Source organism: Streptomyces tardus (genome assembly GCF_018101125.2).
GTDB lineage: Bacteria > Actinomycetota > Actinomycetes > Streptomycetales > Streptomycetaceae > Streptomyces > Streptomyces tardus.
In genome coordinates, this window is the sequence record NZ_JAELVF020000001.1 from 3342797 (window position 1) to 3358448 (window position 15652).

General features: G+C 69.8%; 14 protein-coding genes and 2 tRNA genes. 10 read left to right on the top strand and 6 right to left on the bottom strand.

Features of this window, described 5'->3' with window-relative positions; genetic code table 11:
- Positions 1-340: 340 nt before the first annotated feature.
- From JGS22_RS14310 to JGS22_RS14320, 3 genes are all read right to left on the bottom strand, one after another.
- Positions 341-499 (bottom strand): hypothetical protein, encoded by a 159-nt coding sequence (locus tag JGS22_RS14310; protein ID WP_211038622.1) that lies wholly within the window; start codon positions 497-499, stop codon positions 341-343.
- A 617-nt stretch (positions 500-1116) separates the two neighbouring features.
- Positions 1117-1190, bottom strand: a tRNA-Lys gene (locus JGS22_RS14315).
- A gap of 138 nt (positions 1191-1328) precedes the next feature.
- A complete protein-coding gene (locus JGS22_RS14320) occupies positions 1329-1922 on the bottom strand; it encodes a lytic polysaccharide monooxygenase auxiliary activity family 9 protein (protein WP_211038620.1) in 594 nt (197 codons plus the stop codon).
- Positions 1923-2216: 294 nt separating this feature from the next.
- Between JGS22_RS14320 and ehuB the strand changes: the two genes are divergently transcribed.
- The 7 genes from ehuB to JGS22_RS14355 all read left to right on the top strand — a co-directional run bounded on the left by ehuB (position 2217) and on the right by JGS22_RS14355 (position 7217).
- Positions 2217-3131, top strand: coding sequence for an ectoine/hydroxyectoine ABC transporter substrate-binding protein EhuB (gene ehuB, locus JGS22_RS14325; RefSeq protein WP_211038618.1), 915 nt, complete (start codon positions 2217-2219; stop codon positions 3129-3131).
- Positions 3128-3868, top strand: a complete 741-nt coding sequence (gene ehuC, locus JGS22_RS14330) for an ectoine/hydroxyectoine ABC transporter permease subunit EhuC (protein ID WP_211038616.1) — start codon at positions 3128-3130, stop codon at positions 3866-3868. The genes ehuB and ehuC overlap by 4 nt, the downstream gene beginning before the upstream one ends.
- A complete protein-coding gene (gene ehuD / locus JGS22_RS14335) occupies positions 3865-4512 on the top strand; it encodes an ectoine/hydroxyectoine ABC transporter permease subunit EhuD (protein ID WP_211038615.1) in 648 nt (215 codons plus the stop codon). The genes ehuC and ehuD overlap by 4 nt, the downstream gene beginning before the upstream one ends.
- 109 nt (positions 4513-4621) lie before the next feature.
- On the top strand, positions 4622-5392 hold the full coding sequence (gene ehuA / locus JGS22_RS14340; protein WP_211038683.1) for an ectoine/hydroxyectoine ABC transporter ATP-binding protein EhuA: 771 nt from the start codon (positions 4622-4624) through the stop codon (positions 5390-5392).
- Positions 5393-5595: 203 nt separating this feature from the next.
- Positions 5596-6354 (top strand): IclR family transcriptional regulator, encoded by a 759-nt coding sequence (locus JGS22_RS14345; protein ID WP_211038614.1) that lies wholly within the window; start codon positions 5596-5598, stop codon positions 6352-6354.
- An 82-nt stretch (positions 6355-6436) separates the two neighbouring features.
- Positions 6437-6510, top strand: a tRNA-Lys gene (locus JGS22_RS14350).
- A gap of 206 nt (positions 6511-6716) precedes the next feature.
- Complete coding sequence (locus JGS22_RS14355) at positions 6717-7217, top strand: DUF3830 family protein (RefSeq protein WP_211038613.1); 501 nt, start codon at positions 6717-6719, stop codon at positions 7215-7217.
- Between the two features lie 233 nt (positions 7218-7450).
- Here JGS22_RS14355 and JGS22_RS14360 read toward each other — a convergent pair whose 3' ends face one another.
- Positions 7451-8878 (bottom strand): amidase, encoded by a 1428-nt coding sequence (locus JGS22_RS14360; RefSeq protein ID WP_211038681.1) that lies wholly within the window; start codon positions 8876-8878, stop codon positions 7451-7453.
- A 169-nt stretch (positions 8879-9047) separates the two neighbouring features.
- Entirely contained in the window at positions 9048-10022 is a 975-nt protein-coding gene (locus JGS22_RS14365; protein ID WP_211038612.1) for a D-2-hydroxyacid dehydrogenase, read from the bottom strand.
- Positions 10023-10311: 289 nt separating this feature from the next.
- Here JGS22_RS14365 and JGS22_RS14370 point away from each other — a divergent pair, with 289 nt between their 5' ends.
- Positions 10312-11238, top strand: coding sequence for a maleate cis-trans isomerase family protein (locus JGS22_RS14370; RefSeq protein ID WP_211038611.1), 927 nt, complete (start codon positions 10312-10314; stop codon positions 11236-11238).
- A 113-nt stretch (positions 11239-11351) separates the two neighbouring features.
- The gene (locus JGS22_RS14375; protein ID WP_211038610.1) at positions 11352-12095 is read left to right on the top strand and encodes a maleate cis-trans isomerase family protein; all 744 of its coding nucleotides are present in this window, start codon (positions 11352-11354) and stop codon (positions 12093-12095) included.
- A 93-nt stretch (positions 12096-12188) separates the two neighbouring features.
- On the opposite strand, the gene JGS22_RS14380 is transcribed toward JGS22_RS14375, so the two are convergent.
- Positions 12189-13982 carry a putative bifunctional diguanylate cyclase/phosphodiesterase gene (locus JGS22_RS14380; protein WP_211038609.1) on the bottom strand — a complete coding sequence of 598 codons (1794 nt, stop codon included), beginning with the start codon at positions 13980-13982 and terminating at the stop codon, positions 12189-12191.
- Positions 13983-14298: 316 nt separating this feature from the next.
- On the opposite strand from JGS22_RS14380, the gene JGS22_RS14385 reads away from it, so the two are divergent.
- Positions 14299-15633 carry a M6 family metalloprotease domain-containing protein gene (locus tag JGS22_RS14385; protein ID WP_308405667.1) on the top strand — a complete coding sequence of 445 codons (1335 nt, stop codon included), beginning with the start codon at positions 14299-14301 and terminating at the stop codon, positions 15631-15633.
- Positions 15634-15652 lie beyond the last annotated feature (19 nt).

Below are 15652 nucleotides of genomic sequence, written 5' to 3' on the forward strand. Positions count from 1 at the left end.
TATGAGACAGCCGAGGGCGGTAGTTGGTTCCCTCGGTACCGAAATGCCCCGTTTTTCCCGGCCGGTTCGGATGCCGCGGGATCTGGTGCCGCGTCAGCTTCGCGGAGCTCCTCACGTGATCGCAAGAACGATACGCGCCGTTTACCCGTTTGAGTGGGGAACCGGAGATCGAACGTGATCAAGAAGCAACGATCCGGACAAGGACGCCCGGCGGGGCCCGCCGAGCGGGCCCCGCCGGGTACTGCCGTGGTGGTGGCTGCCAGACTCGCGGAGTCTGGCAGCCACCACCACGGCGGAGACTTTTGGCGCACCGGAGCGATGCCGGGGTCGCCGCCCGTCGTCAGTCGATACCGCGCCAGATGTGCGGCTCGTTCTCCTCGCCGGTCTCGCCGGCCAGTCCGAGTGCGGGCTGTGCGTAGAGCAGCGCGTTCAGCTCATCGGTGCCGATGGTGTACGCCTGTTGTGCCGACTGTTCCTTCTCCTGAACGGGAACGCCCACGGTCAACTCCCTCGAAGCGATCCACGTGTCCTGTCGGACCGTCGTGGTGGTGTGTGATCTCTCTCAAGCTGTGGACCCTGCCGGTGCGTGCTGTCCGCCCCGCGCGCGGGCGACGCTCGGCGTGCCCCGGCTCGTCGCATCACCGGCGCCGCGACGAGGGCCGTGATCCGCGCTGCCCGGTGAAGTCGTCCCTACGCTCCGTCGTGGTCAACTTCCCGTGGGCCGAGGGCCTTCGGTGTCGCTAGTGGGACGCCTCCGGTCAGGTCTCCCGGTGGGTGCCGGGTCGATTTCGCCGTGACTCAGAGCACACCACACTTCAAGCCGAACCGCACAGAGATTCCCCCGAACGTGGCGATAACTGGACAGTAGATGCCAGAGGGGAACGAGCCGTGCGTGCCGGGTGACCGACTGCTGCCACGACCGGTCCGCCGTACTGCGGCTCGACCGTGCGCTCGGCCTGCGACTGTGCTCCATACGGCCCCGGCGGCCCGAGCCCCGATCGGTGCTCCCTCGGCCGGCGGCTCTGCGTGTCCGGCGGTCCTGGGAGTCCGACGATCCGGTGCCGCGGGGGCGGAAACGGGCCGAGGGCCCTCGCAGTGCGAGGGCCCTCGGGAGTGTGCGCCGTCAGGGACTCGAACCCCGGACCCGCTGATTAAGAGTCAGCTGCTCTAACCAACTGAGCTAACGGCGCAGATGGCCGGTCGGAACCAGCGGGAGAAAGAATACCCGATGCCCGGAGGTGCTCCAGGCGACCGCTGACCCGCACCAGGTGTCGCCCGGTCGGGGCGGTGACGGGTCAGCGGCCGTGTGGGGGTGTGGACCGTCCGGCTCAGAGGTCCACGTCGGAGCAGGCGTAGAACGCGTTCTCGGTGTCCTCGATGTTCCAGACGCCGACGATCAGGTGGCGACCGGACTTGCCGTCGGGGACGGTGCCCTCGTGGCTCTCCTGGAAGTCGGGCTGGGCGCCGTCGAGCGGCACGGTCAGGAACGGCTCGTCCTCGAGTGCGTCCCTGGTCAGGGGCTGGGTCGGGTCGTAGTCGTCGGTGGTGAGGAAGTACTGGAAGTCGGTGGTGCTGTGGGGTGCGGTCAGCTTCCAGGTGAAGGTGTGGCTCTCGCCCGGAGTCAGTTCGGTGGCGGGCCAGTTGCCGTCGCGCGGGTCGTCCAGTGCGCCGAAGCCCTCGTTGCCGCCGGAGCAGATCTGTCCGTCCTCTGGGCCGGCGGCCGGGAAGCCCTTGGGGCCCTCGACGCTCTGCGGCTCGTGCTCCACGGCGCCGCAGTCGGATGCCTCGCCGGAGGCGCAGAAGGCCTGACGGCTCGTCGGGCCCTCGCTGTACCCGTGGCCCTGGGCCGAGCCGCCGGTGACGAACACGGCCGCTCCCGCGATGCCGAGTCCGAGCGCGGCGGCGGTGATCCTCTTGCGCATACTTCGCTCCTGTGGGGGTGGGGCTAGGTGTGCCTGCTGCAAGCATGTGTGGGGGAAGGTCTAGACCACGGCAGAAGCTAGCGCGCTCCACCGTCCAAAGTCCAGACCAATCGGAGAAGTCATTCGCTGCGACGCGTCCAACTCGTATGCCTCCGGGCGGCGCTGTGGAAGGCCGCGTTCCGCGCTCCTGCGTGTTGCATGTCCCAACTCGCGAAGTGACCTGCCGTACAACGACCTGGTCACTGGCGTAAAACGTTTTGCATGATTCAACGATCGATGGGTAGTCGCGCGCCCATGGCTCCACCACCGAGAAAGATTCAGACACTCAGTCACAGACAAGTGAGCCGCCGCTCGCTCCTCGCAGGAGTGGGAGTGGCGGCTCTTGGCGCAGCGGGGGCTGTCGGTTGCAGCCGCGCACCTGAGGAGGGGGAGGTGGAAGGCGGCGACCTGCTGGAGCGTGTGCGGGACCGCGGCACCGTCCGGATCGGAATCGCCAGTGAGCCGCCCTTCGGCTACATCAATGACAAGGGCGAGCCCACGGGTGAGGCACCCGAGCTCGCCAAGGTGGTTTTCAAGAACCTGGGTATCGACAACGTCGAGCCCGTCCCCGTCGACTTCAGCGCACTGATCCCCGGGCTCCGGGCGCAGCAGTTCGACGTGGTCTCCGCGGGTATGTACATCAACGCCACCCGCTGTCAGCAGGTGCTGTTCTCCGACCCCGACTACCTGATGTTGGACGCATTCATCGTCCGAAAGGGCAATCCGCACAACATCACGCGTTACGAGGACATCGTCGAGAAGAAGCTCAAGCTCGCGAGCGGTGAGGCGTACGCCGAGATCGCCTACGCGGAGGCGGCCGGCATCAAGGACATCCTGATCCTTCCGGACCAGGTCGCCGGTCTCGACGCGGTCGTCCAGGGCCGGGTGGACGCCTTCGCCGGCACCAGCATCACGGTCCGAGACGTCGTCAAGAACTCGCGCCGGGCCGAGCACACCGAGCCGTTCCAGCCCATCGTCGACGGTGAACCCGCCTACGGAGCCGGTGGGTTCGCCTTCCGGCTCTCCGAGGCCAATTTCCGTGACGCCTTCAACAAGGAGCTGGACAAGCTCCGCAAGAACAAGAACGAAGGCCTGCTCAAGATCGTCGGTCCTTTCGGGTTCACCCAGGAAGAGATGACCGATCTCACCGCAGAGGAGCTGTGCGGATGACTTCAGCCCTCTTCACCAGCTGGTTCCTTCCGGGTGTCTGGATCACCATCCAGATCACCCTTCTCTCCGCGCTGCTCGCACTTGTCGTCGCCTTCGTCGTCGGGCTGGCCCGCACCTCCGAGGTGTGGATCGTCCGATTCGTCGCCGGCTGCTATTTCGAGGTGTTCCGCGGAACTTCGGCGCTGGTCCTCATGCTGTGGCTGGCCTTCGCCTTCCCACTGATGTTCGGCTGGCAGTTCGTGCCGATGGCCTCCGGCATTGTCGCGCTCGGTCTGACTTATGGCGCGTACGGTTCCGAGATCGTCCGCGGTGCGCTCCAAGCAGTGCCGCCCGCTCAGCGAGAAGCCGGAATAGCGCTGAGTTTCACCAAGATGCAGCGGCTCAGGAAGATCGAGATTCCGCAGGCGTGGCCGGAGATGATCCCGCCCTTCAACAACCTGCTGATCGAGCTGCTCAAGGGCACGGCGCTGGTCTCCACGATCGCGGTCGCGGACATGACCTTCGCGGCCAACATCTCCCGTCTGGCGAGCAACGAGAGCGCACCGGCGTACACGCTGCTGCTCCTCTCCTACTTCGTCATCGCCTTCGTGCTGACGCGCGGAATGCGACTGCTGGAGCGCAGGGCGAAGGCCGGCGTCGGCCAGAAGCCGGAGAGCAGCGGTTGGCTGCGGCGGCGCCTCAAGCCGGGTGCCGCCAATGACTTCGCCCGGTCGCAGGGAGCAGGTGGTCTGGGATGAACTGGGACTGGGGAGTCGTCAGCGACTTCATGCCTTTGTTCTGGGACGGCGTGATCGTCACCGTTCAGGCTCTGGTGTTCGGCAGCCTCATCGCCTTCGCCCTGGGTCTGGTCTGGGCCATAGCGCAACGGTCCGAACGCAAGCTGGTGCGATGGCCGGTGACGGTGCTGACGGAGTTCATCAGGAACACTCCGCTGCTCGTCCAGCTGTTCTTCCTCTTCTACGTGGTTCCCGAGTGGGGCCCGTCGATGTCGCCTTTGATGACCGGCATCATCGGTCTCGGCCTCCACTACTCGACCTACACGGCCGAGGTCTATCGCGCCGGTATCGACGGAGTGCCCGAGGGACAGTGGGAGGCGGCCACCGCGCTCAGCCTCCCCAAGGTCCGGACGTGGACCGCGGTGATCCTGCCCCAGGCGATCCGCCGCGTCATCCCGGCCCTGGGCAACTACGTGGTCGCGATGTTGAAGGATTCGCCCATGATCGCGGTCATCGGCGCCTACGAGATGCTGGGCGAGGCCAGTGCCTTCAGCAACGCGACCTTCACCATCGAGGCCTACACCGTGGTCGGCATCGCCTTCATCCTGATCGCCTACCCGGCTTCCCTGCTGCTGCGAGTCTTGGAGCGTCGCCTTGTCAAGTGAGACCCCGAACCAGGAAGAGAACGAGAGCACCGGCGCCAGTCTCGCGAAGGACGTGGCCGGTGGCGCGAAGAGCGCTCCGGAGGACTCCGCCGGCGCCGCCAACCCCAAGGTGGACGGCCGTGAGCTGATCAGATTCGACCGGGTCACCAAGCGGTTCGGTGACAACGTGGTGCTGGACGACCTGGAGTTCAGAGTCGACTCCGGCAAGCACGTCACCCTGATCGGCCCGTCCGGATCCGGCAAGACGACGATTCTGCGGCTGCTGATGACGCTGCTGAAGCCGGACGAGGGCACCATCACGGTGGGCGGCGAGTACCTGACCCACGAGGAGAAGAACGGCAAGCTCGTACCGGCCGGCGAGAAGCACATCCGCGAGGTGCGCAAGAACATCGGCATGGTGTTCCAGCAGTTCAACCTCTTCCCGAACATGAAGGTGCTGCGGAACATCACCGAGGCGCCGGTCAACGTGCTCGGGCTCTCCAAGGAGGAGGCCGACACCCGCGCCCGCGACCTGCTGGAGCTCGTCGGTCTGACCGAGCACATGGACAAGTACCCCTCGCAGCTCTCCGGCGGTCAGCAGCAGCGTGTGGCCATCGCACGTGCGTTGGCGATGCGTCCGCAGGTGCTGCTGCTGGACGAGGTCACTTCGGCGCTCGACCCCGAGCTGGTCGCCGGCGTGCTCGACGTCCTCCGGGACATCGCGCACACCACGGACATCACCATGCTGTGCGTGACGCACGAGATGAGCTTCGCCCGTGACATCTCGGACGACGTGTTGATGTTCAACGAGGGCAAGGTCATCGAGTCCGGATCCCCGGACAAGATGTTCAACGACCCGGACCACCCCCGCACCCGCGAGTTCCTCGGCGCGGTGCTCTGACCTCGGGGTTTTCCGAGCATTTCACGAGGGGCGCGTCAGCCGTCGCGGCCGTCGCGCCCCTCGTGGTGCACGATTTTGCTCAAGGCATATGCCGTTTGGTCAACGGTCGGGTAATCAGAGGGTCTTGAGCGTTATCTTGAGTTGAGCCCGTGACCCGGAGCAATGGTCACGGCGCAAGCGGTCACTACCTCGAGGGGGACACCGTGGCGCCCAAGCCCGTGCCGTCCGTTCCGTTTCATTCGGTTCAGTACGCACTGCGTGTGCTTGAGGCCATCGCCCGGTACCCGGACGGACGTACCGAGGAGGAGCTGGTCAAGCAGACCGGGTTGCCTCCCGGTCACCTCGCCCGTCTGCTGGTGATGCTCGCCCGCGAGGGCTACCTGGAGCAGCTGACCGACGAGACCTTCGTCGCAGGCGACGCCTTCCGGCTGCTGGGTGCGGCGGGTGATCGGCGCAGCCGGCTGGAGGGCCAGCTGCAGCGCACGCTCACCTCGCTGCGGGACGAGGTCGGGGCGGCGGTGTACATCAGCCGCTATGTCGACGGCGAGGTGAAGGTCACCCAGTTCGCCGCGGGGCCCGGTACGCCCGCCGTGCAGGAGTGGGTCGACTTCAGGGCCGCCGCGCACGCCATGGCGGTCGGCAAGTGCCTGCTGACCCAGCTCGACCACGACGGGCGCCGCGACCACCTCTCCCGGCACCGTACGATCCGGCTCACCTCGCGCACCACGACCAGCGAGCGCGTGCTCTTCAGCCAGCTCGACCGCCAGCCGGCGACCGTGCCGGTGCTCGACCTCCAGGAATACGCGATGGGTACCGTCTGCGCGGCGGTGCCGGTGACGGCCGGTGCGTCGGTGGGGTGCCTCGCGGTGTCGCTGCCGCTCCAGAAGGCCCACCGGCTGCGCTACGCGGCGCGCAAGCTCAACGAGCGTGCCGCGCCCGTACTGCTCTCGCTCTCGCTCTGAGTCGTGTGCAGTGCTCCTCGAGCGGCCGGGGGTGATGGTCGTGAGCACCCCTTGCGGGCAGGTAGAGTTCTCCCGTCAGCAGGCGCCGTTAGCTCAGTTGGTTAGAGCAGCTGACTCTTAATCAGCGGGTCCGGGGTTCGAGTCCCTGACGGCGCACAGACGGTCGAGGGGCCCTTCGCTTCATTGCGAAGGGCCCCTCTTCGTCGTGCTCCGGCGCGTGGCGGGCCGCGGCGGCGTGTGTTTCGGAGGGTGAGGGCGGGACGCCGGTGCCCCGTGGGAGCGGCGTACGGGTCGGAGGGTGCGCGAGTGGGCACAGTGAAGCTGTGTGAACATCGCCGATACAGCCACCACCGGGAGGTGCGATGACCGACCGTTTCGTCGAGGTCTCGCTGGACAGGCGCGGGGTGCGCTGCACCGCCAAGCTGCTGGACGACCGGGCTCCGATCACCTGCGACGCCGTGTGGAACGCGCTGCCGCTCGGCGGGGACGTGTACCACGCCAAGTACGCCCGCAACGAGATCTACGCCCTGCTCCCGACCTTCGCGCCCGAGGAGCCGCCGCTGGAGAACCCGACCGTCACCCCGATCCCCGGCGACCTGTGCTATTTCACCTTCACCGACACCCAGCTCGGCACCAAGTCCTACGGCTACGAGGCCGAGGCGGGCCACCGCGGTCGCACCACGGTGGTCGACCTGGCGCTCTTCTACGAGCGCAACAACCTGCTGATCAACGGTGACGCCGGCTGGGTGCCGGGCATCGTCTGGGGCAGCGTGGTCGAGGGCCTGCCGGAGATGGCCGAGGCGTGCCAGGACCTGTGGCGGGCCGGCGCTCTCGGGGAGACGCTCAACTTCCGCCGCGTCTGAGGTGGTCGGTGCCGTGGTGCGCCCCGGTTCCGGATCGGGCGGGAGCGCGCTGCGTGGAGCGCCTTCCCGGCGGGGCGCGCGGGGCGGTTGCGGGGCGCGTGTACGGCGCGTACGGACCCGGGTGCCGGACTCGTGAGCCCGGCCCGGGCTCCGGGAAGCACCAGGTCGACTCTTGGCATATGACAAAACCAGGGGCGGGTGATCGGTGAGCGCCCGCCCCTGGTGCCTGTTGTTCAATCCTGCGGCGTCGGCGTCGGCGTCGGCGTCGGCGGGGGCGGGGGCGGGGGCAGCTCGGTCACCGACGTCCCGTACAGCGCGTGCGCGGCGCGCAGCACCAGCGCGTCCGCGTGCCGGGCGCCCACCAGTTGGACGCCGATCGGGAGCCCTGCCGAGTCCAGCCCGCACGGCAGGCTGGCCGCCGGCTGCTGGGTCAGGTTGAAGGGGTAGGTGAACGGCGTCCACCCCGTCCACCTTCGGTAGGGCGCGCCGTCCGGTACCTCGCGGCCGATGCCGAAGGCCGTGTCCGGCATCGTCGGGGTGACGAGCAGGTCGTAATTCTGGTGGAACACGCCCATCTGCTTGCCCAGCGCCATCCGCGCGTCGACGGCGGCGAGGTAGTCCAGTGCCGAAGAGCGCGCACCCTCCTCACACGCCTCGCGCAGCCCCGGATCCATCCGCTCGCGCTGCTCCGGGGTGAAGTGCTGGGTGACGCGGGCGGCGCCGCTGAACCACAGCACATGGAACGGCTCGATCGGATCGTCGAAGCCCGGATCGACCTCCTCCACCTCCGCGCCGAGCTCGACCAGCCGGTCCACCGCCCGCCGCACCGCCGCCGCCACGTCGGGAGCGACGGCGACCCGGCCGCCGAAGTCGGGGGAGTAGGCGATGCGCAGCCCGCGCACGCCGTTCCCCAGCCCGTCGCGGAAACCGCCGGTCAGCGGGCCGAGTTGGGACCAGTCACGGGAGTCGGGGGCGCTGATCACGTCCATCAGCAGCGCCGCGTCGGCCGCGTCCCGGGTCATCGGGCCGACGTGCGCCAGGGTGCCGAAGGCGCTCGCCGGGTAGATCGGCACCCGCCCGTAGGTCGGCTTGAGCGCGAAGATCCCGCAGAACGAGGCGGGGATGCGCACCGACCCGCCCGCGTCCGTGCCGAGCGTCAGCGGCGCCGCGCCGGCGGCGACCGCCGCGCTGCCGCCTCCGCTGGAGCCGCCGGCGGTGCGTGCGGGGTCGTACGGATTGCCGGTCGCCCCGTGCCGGGGACTGTCGGTGACGCCCTTCCAGCCGAACTCGGGCGTGGTCGTCTTGCCGACGAACACCGCGCCGTGCTCGCGCATCCTCGCCACCGACGGCGCGTCCTCCTCCCAGGGGCCCTCGCCCGAGACGCCCCAGGACCCGCGCAGCGTCGGACTGCCCCGCTGGAGCAGGATGTCCTTGACCGTGACGGGCACCCCGTCGAGCAGCCCGCCGGGTGCGCCCCGGTCCCAGCGCTGCTCCGACTCCCGGGCCTGCGCGAGCGCCTCTTCGTCGAAGATCCGGACGAAGGCGTTGAGCGAGGGCTGCACCGCATGGGCGCGGGCCAGTACAGCCTCGGTGGCGTCGACCGGGGAGAAGGCGCCGGCCGCATACCCCGCGACGAGCTCCGCCGCGGTGAGCGCGGTCAGGTCGGCACCGGAGCGCGGTCCGGCGCTCCCGGGCCGTCCGGGCGCGGGGCCGGCGGACGCGCCGGTGTCGTGGTGGACGCCGCCGGTGACGTCGGGCAGCTCGGGCAGTGTGCTCAACAGGGCCTCCGGGAGGTGGAAGGACTGGCAGCGGACGGGCCGGTCACGGACGTCAGCCGCCCGCCGGGACGTAACCCAGCTGTTTGTCGACGACGTTGAGCAGCGGTTCGCCCGCGGCCCAACGGTCGAAGTTGGCGAGGAACTGGGTGGCCAGGTCACCCCGCCAGCCGATCGTGTCCCCGCTCATGTGCGGGGAGAGCACCAGCCCCGGCGCGTCCCAGACGGGGCTGTCTGCCGCCGGCGGCTCCTCGCCGAGCACGTCCAGGGCGGCGCCGCGCAGCCTGCCTTCGGTGAGCGCCCGGACGAGGTCCTCGGTCACGACGTGCCGGCCGCGTCCGATGTTGATGAAGTGGGCGTCCTGTTTCATCCGTTCGAAGGACGCGCGGTGGAACATGCCGTCGGTCGCCGGGGTGAGCGGCGCCGCGCAGACGACCCAGTCGGCCTCGGGCAGCAGCCCGTCCAGGGCGTCACTGCCCCACACCGTGCCGAACTCCTCGTCGCCGTCGCGCTGTCGGCGCCCGACGAGATCGACGCTGACACCGAGTGCCTTGAGCGTGCGGCCGATTGCCCTGCCGATTCCGCCGGAACCCACGACAACTGCACGGGTGCCACCGACGCGCATTGTCTCTCGGTGCCGCCATTGGTGGCCGCGCTGGAATTCCCAGGTGCCGCGGAAATCCTTGGCCATGGCGATGACCAGCCCGGCCACGTATTCCGCGATGGGCTGGTCGAATACGCCGCGCGCGTTGGTGATCACCACATCGGAGTCGGCGAGCTCGGGCAGCAGCCGGTCGACTCCGGCGCTGGCGGTGTGCACCCAGCCGGGACGCGGGCCCTTGCCGGCCCAGGCGTCCTTCACCGCGTCGGTGGTGAAGTTCCACACCAGGAGCACATCCGCCTCGGGGAGCAGCGAGGGCAGTGATCCGCCGTCGCTGTGCAGGACTTCGGCCCTGCCGGAGAGCGGGCTCAGATCGGGCAGCGGCTCGTCGTCGAGAACCAGGACACGAGGCAGGGACGTCTGCGTCATCAGCGGGAAACCATTTCGCAACGGGGGCGGGTTTGACTGGGTTACGCAAGCGGGTTCACGCGAACAGAAGCGAGGATTGACCACGGTAGGGAGCAGAAACTACCTTCGTCAACAAAGGCATCTGTCCCGGCGTCCCGGCTTGAAGTCCGGCACTTTTCCTCTGTGGCCCAAGGCCCGCACACTGGCGATTCCCAACGTTCCCGGCATACGCGTTCGGCGTGCCGAGATCAAGGGGCGCGCCCGCGTCGGCTGGCCGTAAGCCGTCCCTGCGTATCTTGAGGGGCTCGCAATGGACGTCTCTTTTCTCGGTGGCCCGCAGCCGCAGCGCGGTGTCGGGATCGTCGCGCCGTTCGACTTCGCGCTCGATCGCGAGCTGTGGCGATGGGTGCCCGACGACGTATCGCTCCATCTCACCCGCACTCCGTTCGTCCCGGTCGAGGTGAGCCTGGACCAGGCGCGGCTGGTGAGCGAGCACGAAACGCTGCGCGCGGCCGTACGGGCGCTACACGCGGTCAGCCCGGAGGTCGTCGCGTACGCCTGTACCTCGGGCTCGTTCGTGGGCGGCGGCGCCGGTGAGCGCGGGATGCGCCGCGCCATGGAGGAGGCGAGCGAGACTCCCGCCGTGACGACTTCCGGCGCCCTGTTGGAGGCGCTGCGGGAGATCGGCGCACGGCGGATCGCGGTGGTCACGCCGTACACCCGGTCGGTGACCGCCTCCCTGGAGGACTTCCTCGGCGAGGCCGGTGTCGAGGTCACCGGGCGCAGCTACCTCGGCCTGACCAGCCACATCTGGCGGGTGCCCTACCGGGACGTCGTGGAGATGGCGCGAGAGGCGGCCACCGGCGCCCCCGATGCGCTCTTCATCAGCTGCACCAATCTGCCGACCTTCGACGTGATCCCACAGCTGGAGGCGGAGCTGCGGATGCCGGTCCTCTCCGCGAACCAGGTGACGGTCTGGGGAGCGCTGCGGCACATCGGCAAGGAGGCCGTCGGCCCGTACCAGGCGCTGCTGGACCCCGCCGCCCGCACCGGGCCGGTCGCGATGACCGTGCTGCCCTCTCCGACCCCGCCCCTGCCGCCCCCGGCCGAGGACGAGCCGCCGGAGCCCAGGGCACTGGCGGGCACCACCGTGTCGGGCGGCGAGTCCGACGCGGCCGAGCTGCCGTCCGATCCCGCGGGGTCGGAGGAGGGGGGCGGACCGCTGTCGCCGGGCTGATCGCAGCCGTCCGCATGCCCTGAACGGCCCGTCCGTACGGACCCGCCCCCGCGGGCCGGTGGCCGCGCGGGGGAGGAGCAGGGATCAACGCACCGAGAGATCTGGAGCCGCACATGGCCGTCAGCACCGTCGGATTTCTGTACCCGGGCCACTCGGCGGAGGACGACTATCCCCGCCTGGAGGCGATGCTGCGCGAGGCCGGCGCCGATGTACGGCTGCCGCTGGTGCACACCGACATCGGTGAGGACGCTCACCGGGTGGACGCGCTGCTGGAGATGGGCTCCGCGAAACGCCTCGCGGCGAAGGTCTCCGAGGTCGTCGCGCTGGGCGCGCAGGCGGTGGTCTGGTCCTGCACGAGCGCAAGCTTCGTCTTCGGCCCTCGGGGCGCGGCGGAGCAGGTGGCGGAGCTCTCCGGCACCGCGGGCGTCGCCGCGTCCAGCACCTCCTTCGCCTTCGCCCGGGCCGCGCGGGAGCTCGGCCTGCGGCGCGTCGCGGTGGCCGCCACGTACCCCGAGGACGTCGCCGAACTCTTCGCGGCCTTCCTGCGCGATGCGGGGGTCGAGGTCGTCTCGCTGCGCGGGAGCGGCATCATCACCGCAGCCGAGGTCGGCACCTGGGGGCGCGAGGAGGTGCTGACGATGGCCGGCGCGGGCGACCACCGGGACGCGGAAGCCGTACTGCTGCCGGACACCGCGCTGCACTCCGCCGCGTACCTCGCCGACCTCGAACTCGCGCTGGGCAAACCGGTGCTCACCGCGAACCAGGTGACGGTCTGGGAGGGGCTGCGGCTGCTGGGCCTGCAGGTGGACTGCCCGGAGCTGGGCACCCTCTTCGGCGGCCGGGCGAGCGCGGTCTGACCGGCCCCTCGCCGGGGCCGGCCGGAAGCGGCCCCCGGCGCGGGCCCGGTCCGTGCCTGCCGGGACCGCGCGGGCGTACGGGCGCGGGGCGGGTCAGGCTCCCAGCAGGGCGGAGATGCTGTCGGCCGGGACGGGCTTGGAGTAGTGCCACCCCTGGCCGGTGTCGCAGCCGATGCGGCGCAGCCGGTCCGCCTGCGCCTGGCCCTCCACGCACTCGGCGGTGACGGTGATCCCCAGCTTGTGCGCGAGGTCGACGAGCGAGGAGACGATCGTCTCGTCCGCCGGGTTGCGCGGTGAGGACACCCGGAAGCCGCTGACGAAGGTGCCGTCCAGCTTGAGGGTGCGCACCGGAAGCCGGCTGAGATAGGCGAGGTTGGAGTAGCCGGTGCCGAAGTCGTCGATGGCGATGCGCACCCCCATGGAGGACAGGGCGCGCAGTGTCTGGAGCGGACGGCCGCCAGTGCCCATGACGGCGGACTCGGTGAGCTCCAGCTGCAACAGCCCGGCGGGCAGGCCGCTCTCTCTGAGCGCGGTGACCACGTCCGCGACCAGGTCGGAGTCCCACACCTGCCGCACCGCGACGTTGACCGAGACGAAGAGCGGGTCGCCGCTGTGCTCCAGCTGCCACCGTCTCGCCTGCCGGCAGGACTCGGCGAGCACCCAGCGGCCGAGCTGGACGATGGAGCCGTTCTCCTCGGCGAGCGGGATGAACTGGCCGGGCCCCAGGGTGCCCAGCTGAGGATGGCGCCAGCGCACCAGCGCCTCCACTCCGCGCAGACTGTCGTCGGCCAGCCCGACGATCGGTTGGAACTCCAGGGTGAACTCGCCGCGTTCGACGGCCGGGCGCAGCGTGCTGGACAGCGCCTGGCGGGTCATCCGGTGTGCGTTGCGCTCGGAGTCGAAGAGGGTCCAGCGGGCGCGGCCGTCGGCCTTGGCCCAGTACAGCGTGGTGTCGGCGGCCTGCATCAGCTCGGTGGCGTTGGCCCCGACTGCCGAGCGCTCCACCACGCCGATGCTCGCGGAGACGTCCAGTCGTTCGCCCGCGACCTCGAAGGATCTGCCCAGTCCGGCCTGGAGCGCTGCGGCGAGCTCGGTGAGCTGGGTGGGCCCGCTCGACGCCTCGACCAGGACGGCGAACTCGTCGCCGCCCAGCCGTGCGACGAGATGGCCGCCGCCCGCCGTACCGGTGGTGGTGCTGCGCACCAGGCGTCGTCCGACGGCGTCCAGCAGTTGGTCGCCGACCCGGTGGCCGAAGGTGTCGTTGATGGCCTTGAAGCCGTCGATGTCCAGATAGCACAGGCCGATCCGACCGGTGGCGCTGTCCGCGAGCGCGATGGCGAGCCGCTCGAAGAAGAGCGTGCGGTTGGGCAGTTTGGTGACCTGGTCGTGCATCTGGAGGTGGCGCAGGCGCTCGCGCAGATCCCGGCGTTCGCTCACATCGGTGACGGACAGCAGCGCGGAGCCGTCCCTGCGCAGCGGCCGGAGGGTGATCTCGGCCCAGAAGAGCTGGCCGTCCGCCAGCTTCAGCCGCCGGGTGCAGTGCATCTGCTCGCTCTCCCCGCGCAGCACCGCCTGGCAGGCCGTACGGATGCGGGGGGTCTGCCCGAGCCCGGCGAGGTCGGTGACGGGCAGATGGGTGAGCTGGTGCGAGGAGGTGTCGAAGAGGGTGGCGAGCGCCCGGTTCGCCGCGACGATACGGCCGCTGCGGCTGACCACGGCCATGGCGAACTGAGCGGTGTGGAAGGCCCCGTGGAAATCCACCCCCTGGCCGGGAACAAGCTCGGCGAACGAGGCCGTGTAGTCAGCGTAATCACTGTCGGTAATCGATTTGTGTGCTGTCGCGGAGCTCTGGGTGCCGTCCTTCTGCCCGCTCCGGATTCCGTTCACCGATCGCTCCCAAAGGGGATTCGTCGCTGGAAAGTGTGCCGATCATAGGGCTTGTGACGGCAGTTGGGCCAGCTTGGCGAGGGGATTGGGCACTCCTGAAGGCGACTGTCCCGGACGCCAGTACGACGTGTGGCGCGGATCGGCGCCGATCCCAAATCCAGGGGAGATATTGACACAGAGTAACTGCACTCTGGTGCGGCGGCTCTCGCGGCCGACCCGGCTCCCGTGCCGGACCCGGTCGGCCTACCCGAACGGGCGGGGGCACCTGTCGGCTCCGAAGGTGAGGTGAAGCCACGACACCCCTTGGGAGGCCCCGGTGCCGGACGAGCGTGCCCCACGCACCCCGCCGGCGGGCGTACGTCGGTCGTTGCGCAGACCGCTGTCCGTGGTGACGGCGCTGACCGCGGTGATCAGTACGGCGTCGATGGCAGGGCCTCTTGCCCGGGCGGGCGTGGGCATGCCCTGCGCGCTCGAACGCACCGACGCCCACCACTCCCTGGGCGTCAGCAGCTGGGACTCCTCCTACGTGCTGCCCGAGGGCAGGGCCGACGCCGTGATGCTCTTCCTCTCCTTCCCCGACTCCAGGCCGGGCGTCACCCCGCAGCAGCTCTCCCGCGACTACTTCCCGGCGACCAGCGACTTCTTCCGGCAGGCGTCCTACGGCCGGTTCGACCTGCGTGCGCACCCGGTCCCGCGGTGGATCGAGATGCCGAAGAAGTCGACGGCGTACGACATAGCGCGTGACTGGAGCACCGCGAGCCGGGCGTCGTTCCTGCGGGACGCGCTGGCAGTCACCGACCCGGAGGTGGACTTCGGCGAGTACGACATCGTCTACCTCGTCGCCGACCCGGACGCCCCGGGCGTGGACTCCGACGCGACGAAGGTCGTGAACTTCAAGGAGCCGATCCGGGTCGACGGCACGGAGCTCAACCGCGTGGTCACCCTCTTCGAGCGGTACCCGGCCGACCGCAACGTGCTGGCCCACGAGACGGGCCACGTCTTCGACCTGCCCGACCTCTACAACCGGCCGGAGGACGGCAAGGGCGACTGGGACACCCACGTCGGCGACTGGGACCTCATGGGCAGCCAGTTCGGGCTGGCGCCGGACCCGTTCGGCTGGCACCGGTGGAAGCTGGGCTGGCTGGACGACCAGCAGGTGGACTGCGTCTGGCAGCCGGGCACGAGCCTGCACACCCTGGTGCCGCTCGGTGCCGAGCCCGAGGAGCCGCGATGGGGCGGCGGTGCCGACGACGGGCGCGGCGGTGCCGACGACGGGCGCGGCGGTGCGCAGGCACAGGCCGCCGTGGCCCGCGCCAGGCCGGCGAGCCGGATGGCGGTGGTCCGCACCGGCGCGCACGAGGCGGTCGTGCTGGAGGTGCGCGAGCCGCTCGGCAACGACGTCTCGGTCTGCACCAGCGGTGTGCTGGCCTACCGGGTCACCGCCGACCGGGCCTCCGCGGACGGCCCCGTCGAGGTGCTCGACGGTCATCCGGACACGGCCGCGTGCCACGGCAGCTCGGTGCGGCCCGAACTGGCCGACGCCCCGCTCCGGGTGGGCGAGAGCCTGTCGGTCGACGGCGGCGACGTACGGATCTCGGTGCTCGACCAGTCCGAGTCGGGCGAGTGGAACCTGCGCATCACCCGACGCTGACCCGGCACCTGGATAGGGT

Excerpts from the sequence above, each read along its gene's own strand:
- JGS22_RS14320 (WP_211038620.1), bottom strand. The coding sequence starts at position 1,922 with ATGCGCAAGAGGATCACCGCCGCCGCGCTCGGACTCGGCATCGCGGGA.
- ehuB (WP_211038618.1), top strand. The coding sequence starts at position 2,217 with ATGGCTCCACCACCGAGAAAGATTCAGACACTCAGTCACAGACAAGTG.
- ehuC (WP_211038616.1), top strand. The coding sequence starts at position 3,128 with ATGACTTCAGCCCTCTTCACCAGCTGGTTCCTTCCGGGTGTCTGGATC.
- ehuD (WP_211038615.1), top strand. The coding sequence starts at position 3,865 with ATGAACTGGGACTGGGGAGTCGTCAGCGACTTCATGCCTTTGTTCTGG.
- JGS22_RS14355 (WP_211038613.1), top strand. The coding sequence starts at position 6,717 with ATGACCGACCGTTTCGTCGAGGTCTCGCTGGACAGGCGCGGGGTGCGC.
- JGS22_RS14365 (WP_211038612.1), bottom strand. The coding sequence starts at position 10,022 with ATGACGCAGACGTCCCTGCCTCGTGTCCTGGTTCTCGACGACGAGCCG.
- JGS22_RS14370 (WP_211038611.1), top strand. The coding sequence starts at position 10,312 with ATGGACGTCTCTTTTCTCGGTGGCCCGCAGCCGCAGCGCGGTGTCGGG.
- JGS22_RS14375 (WP_211038610.1), top strand. The coding sequence starts at position 11,352 with ATGGCCGTCAGCACCGTCGGATTTCTGTACCCGGGCCACTCGGCGGAG.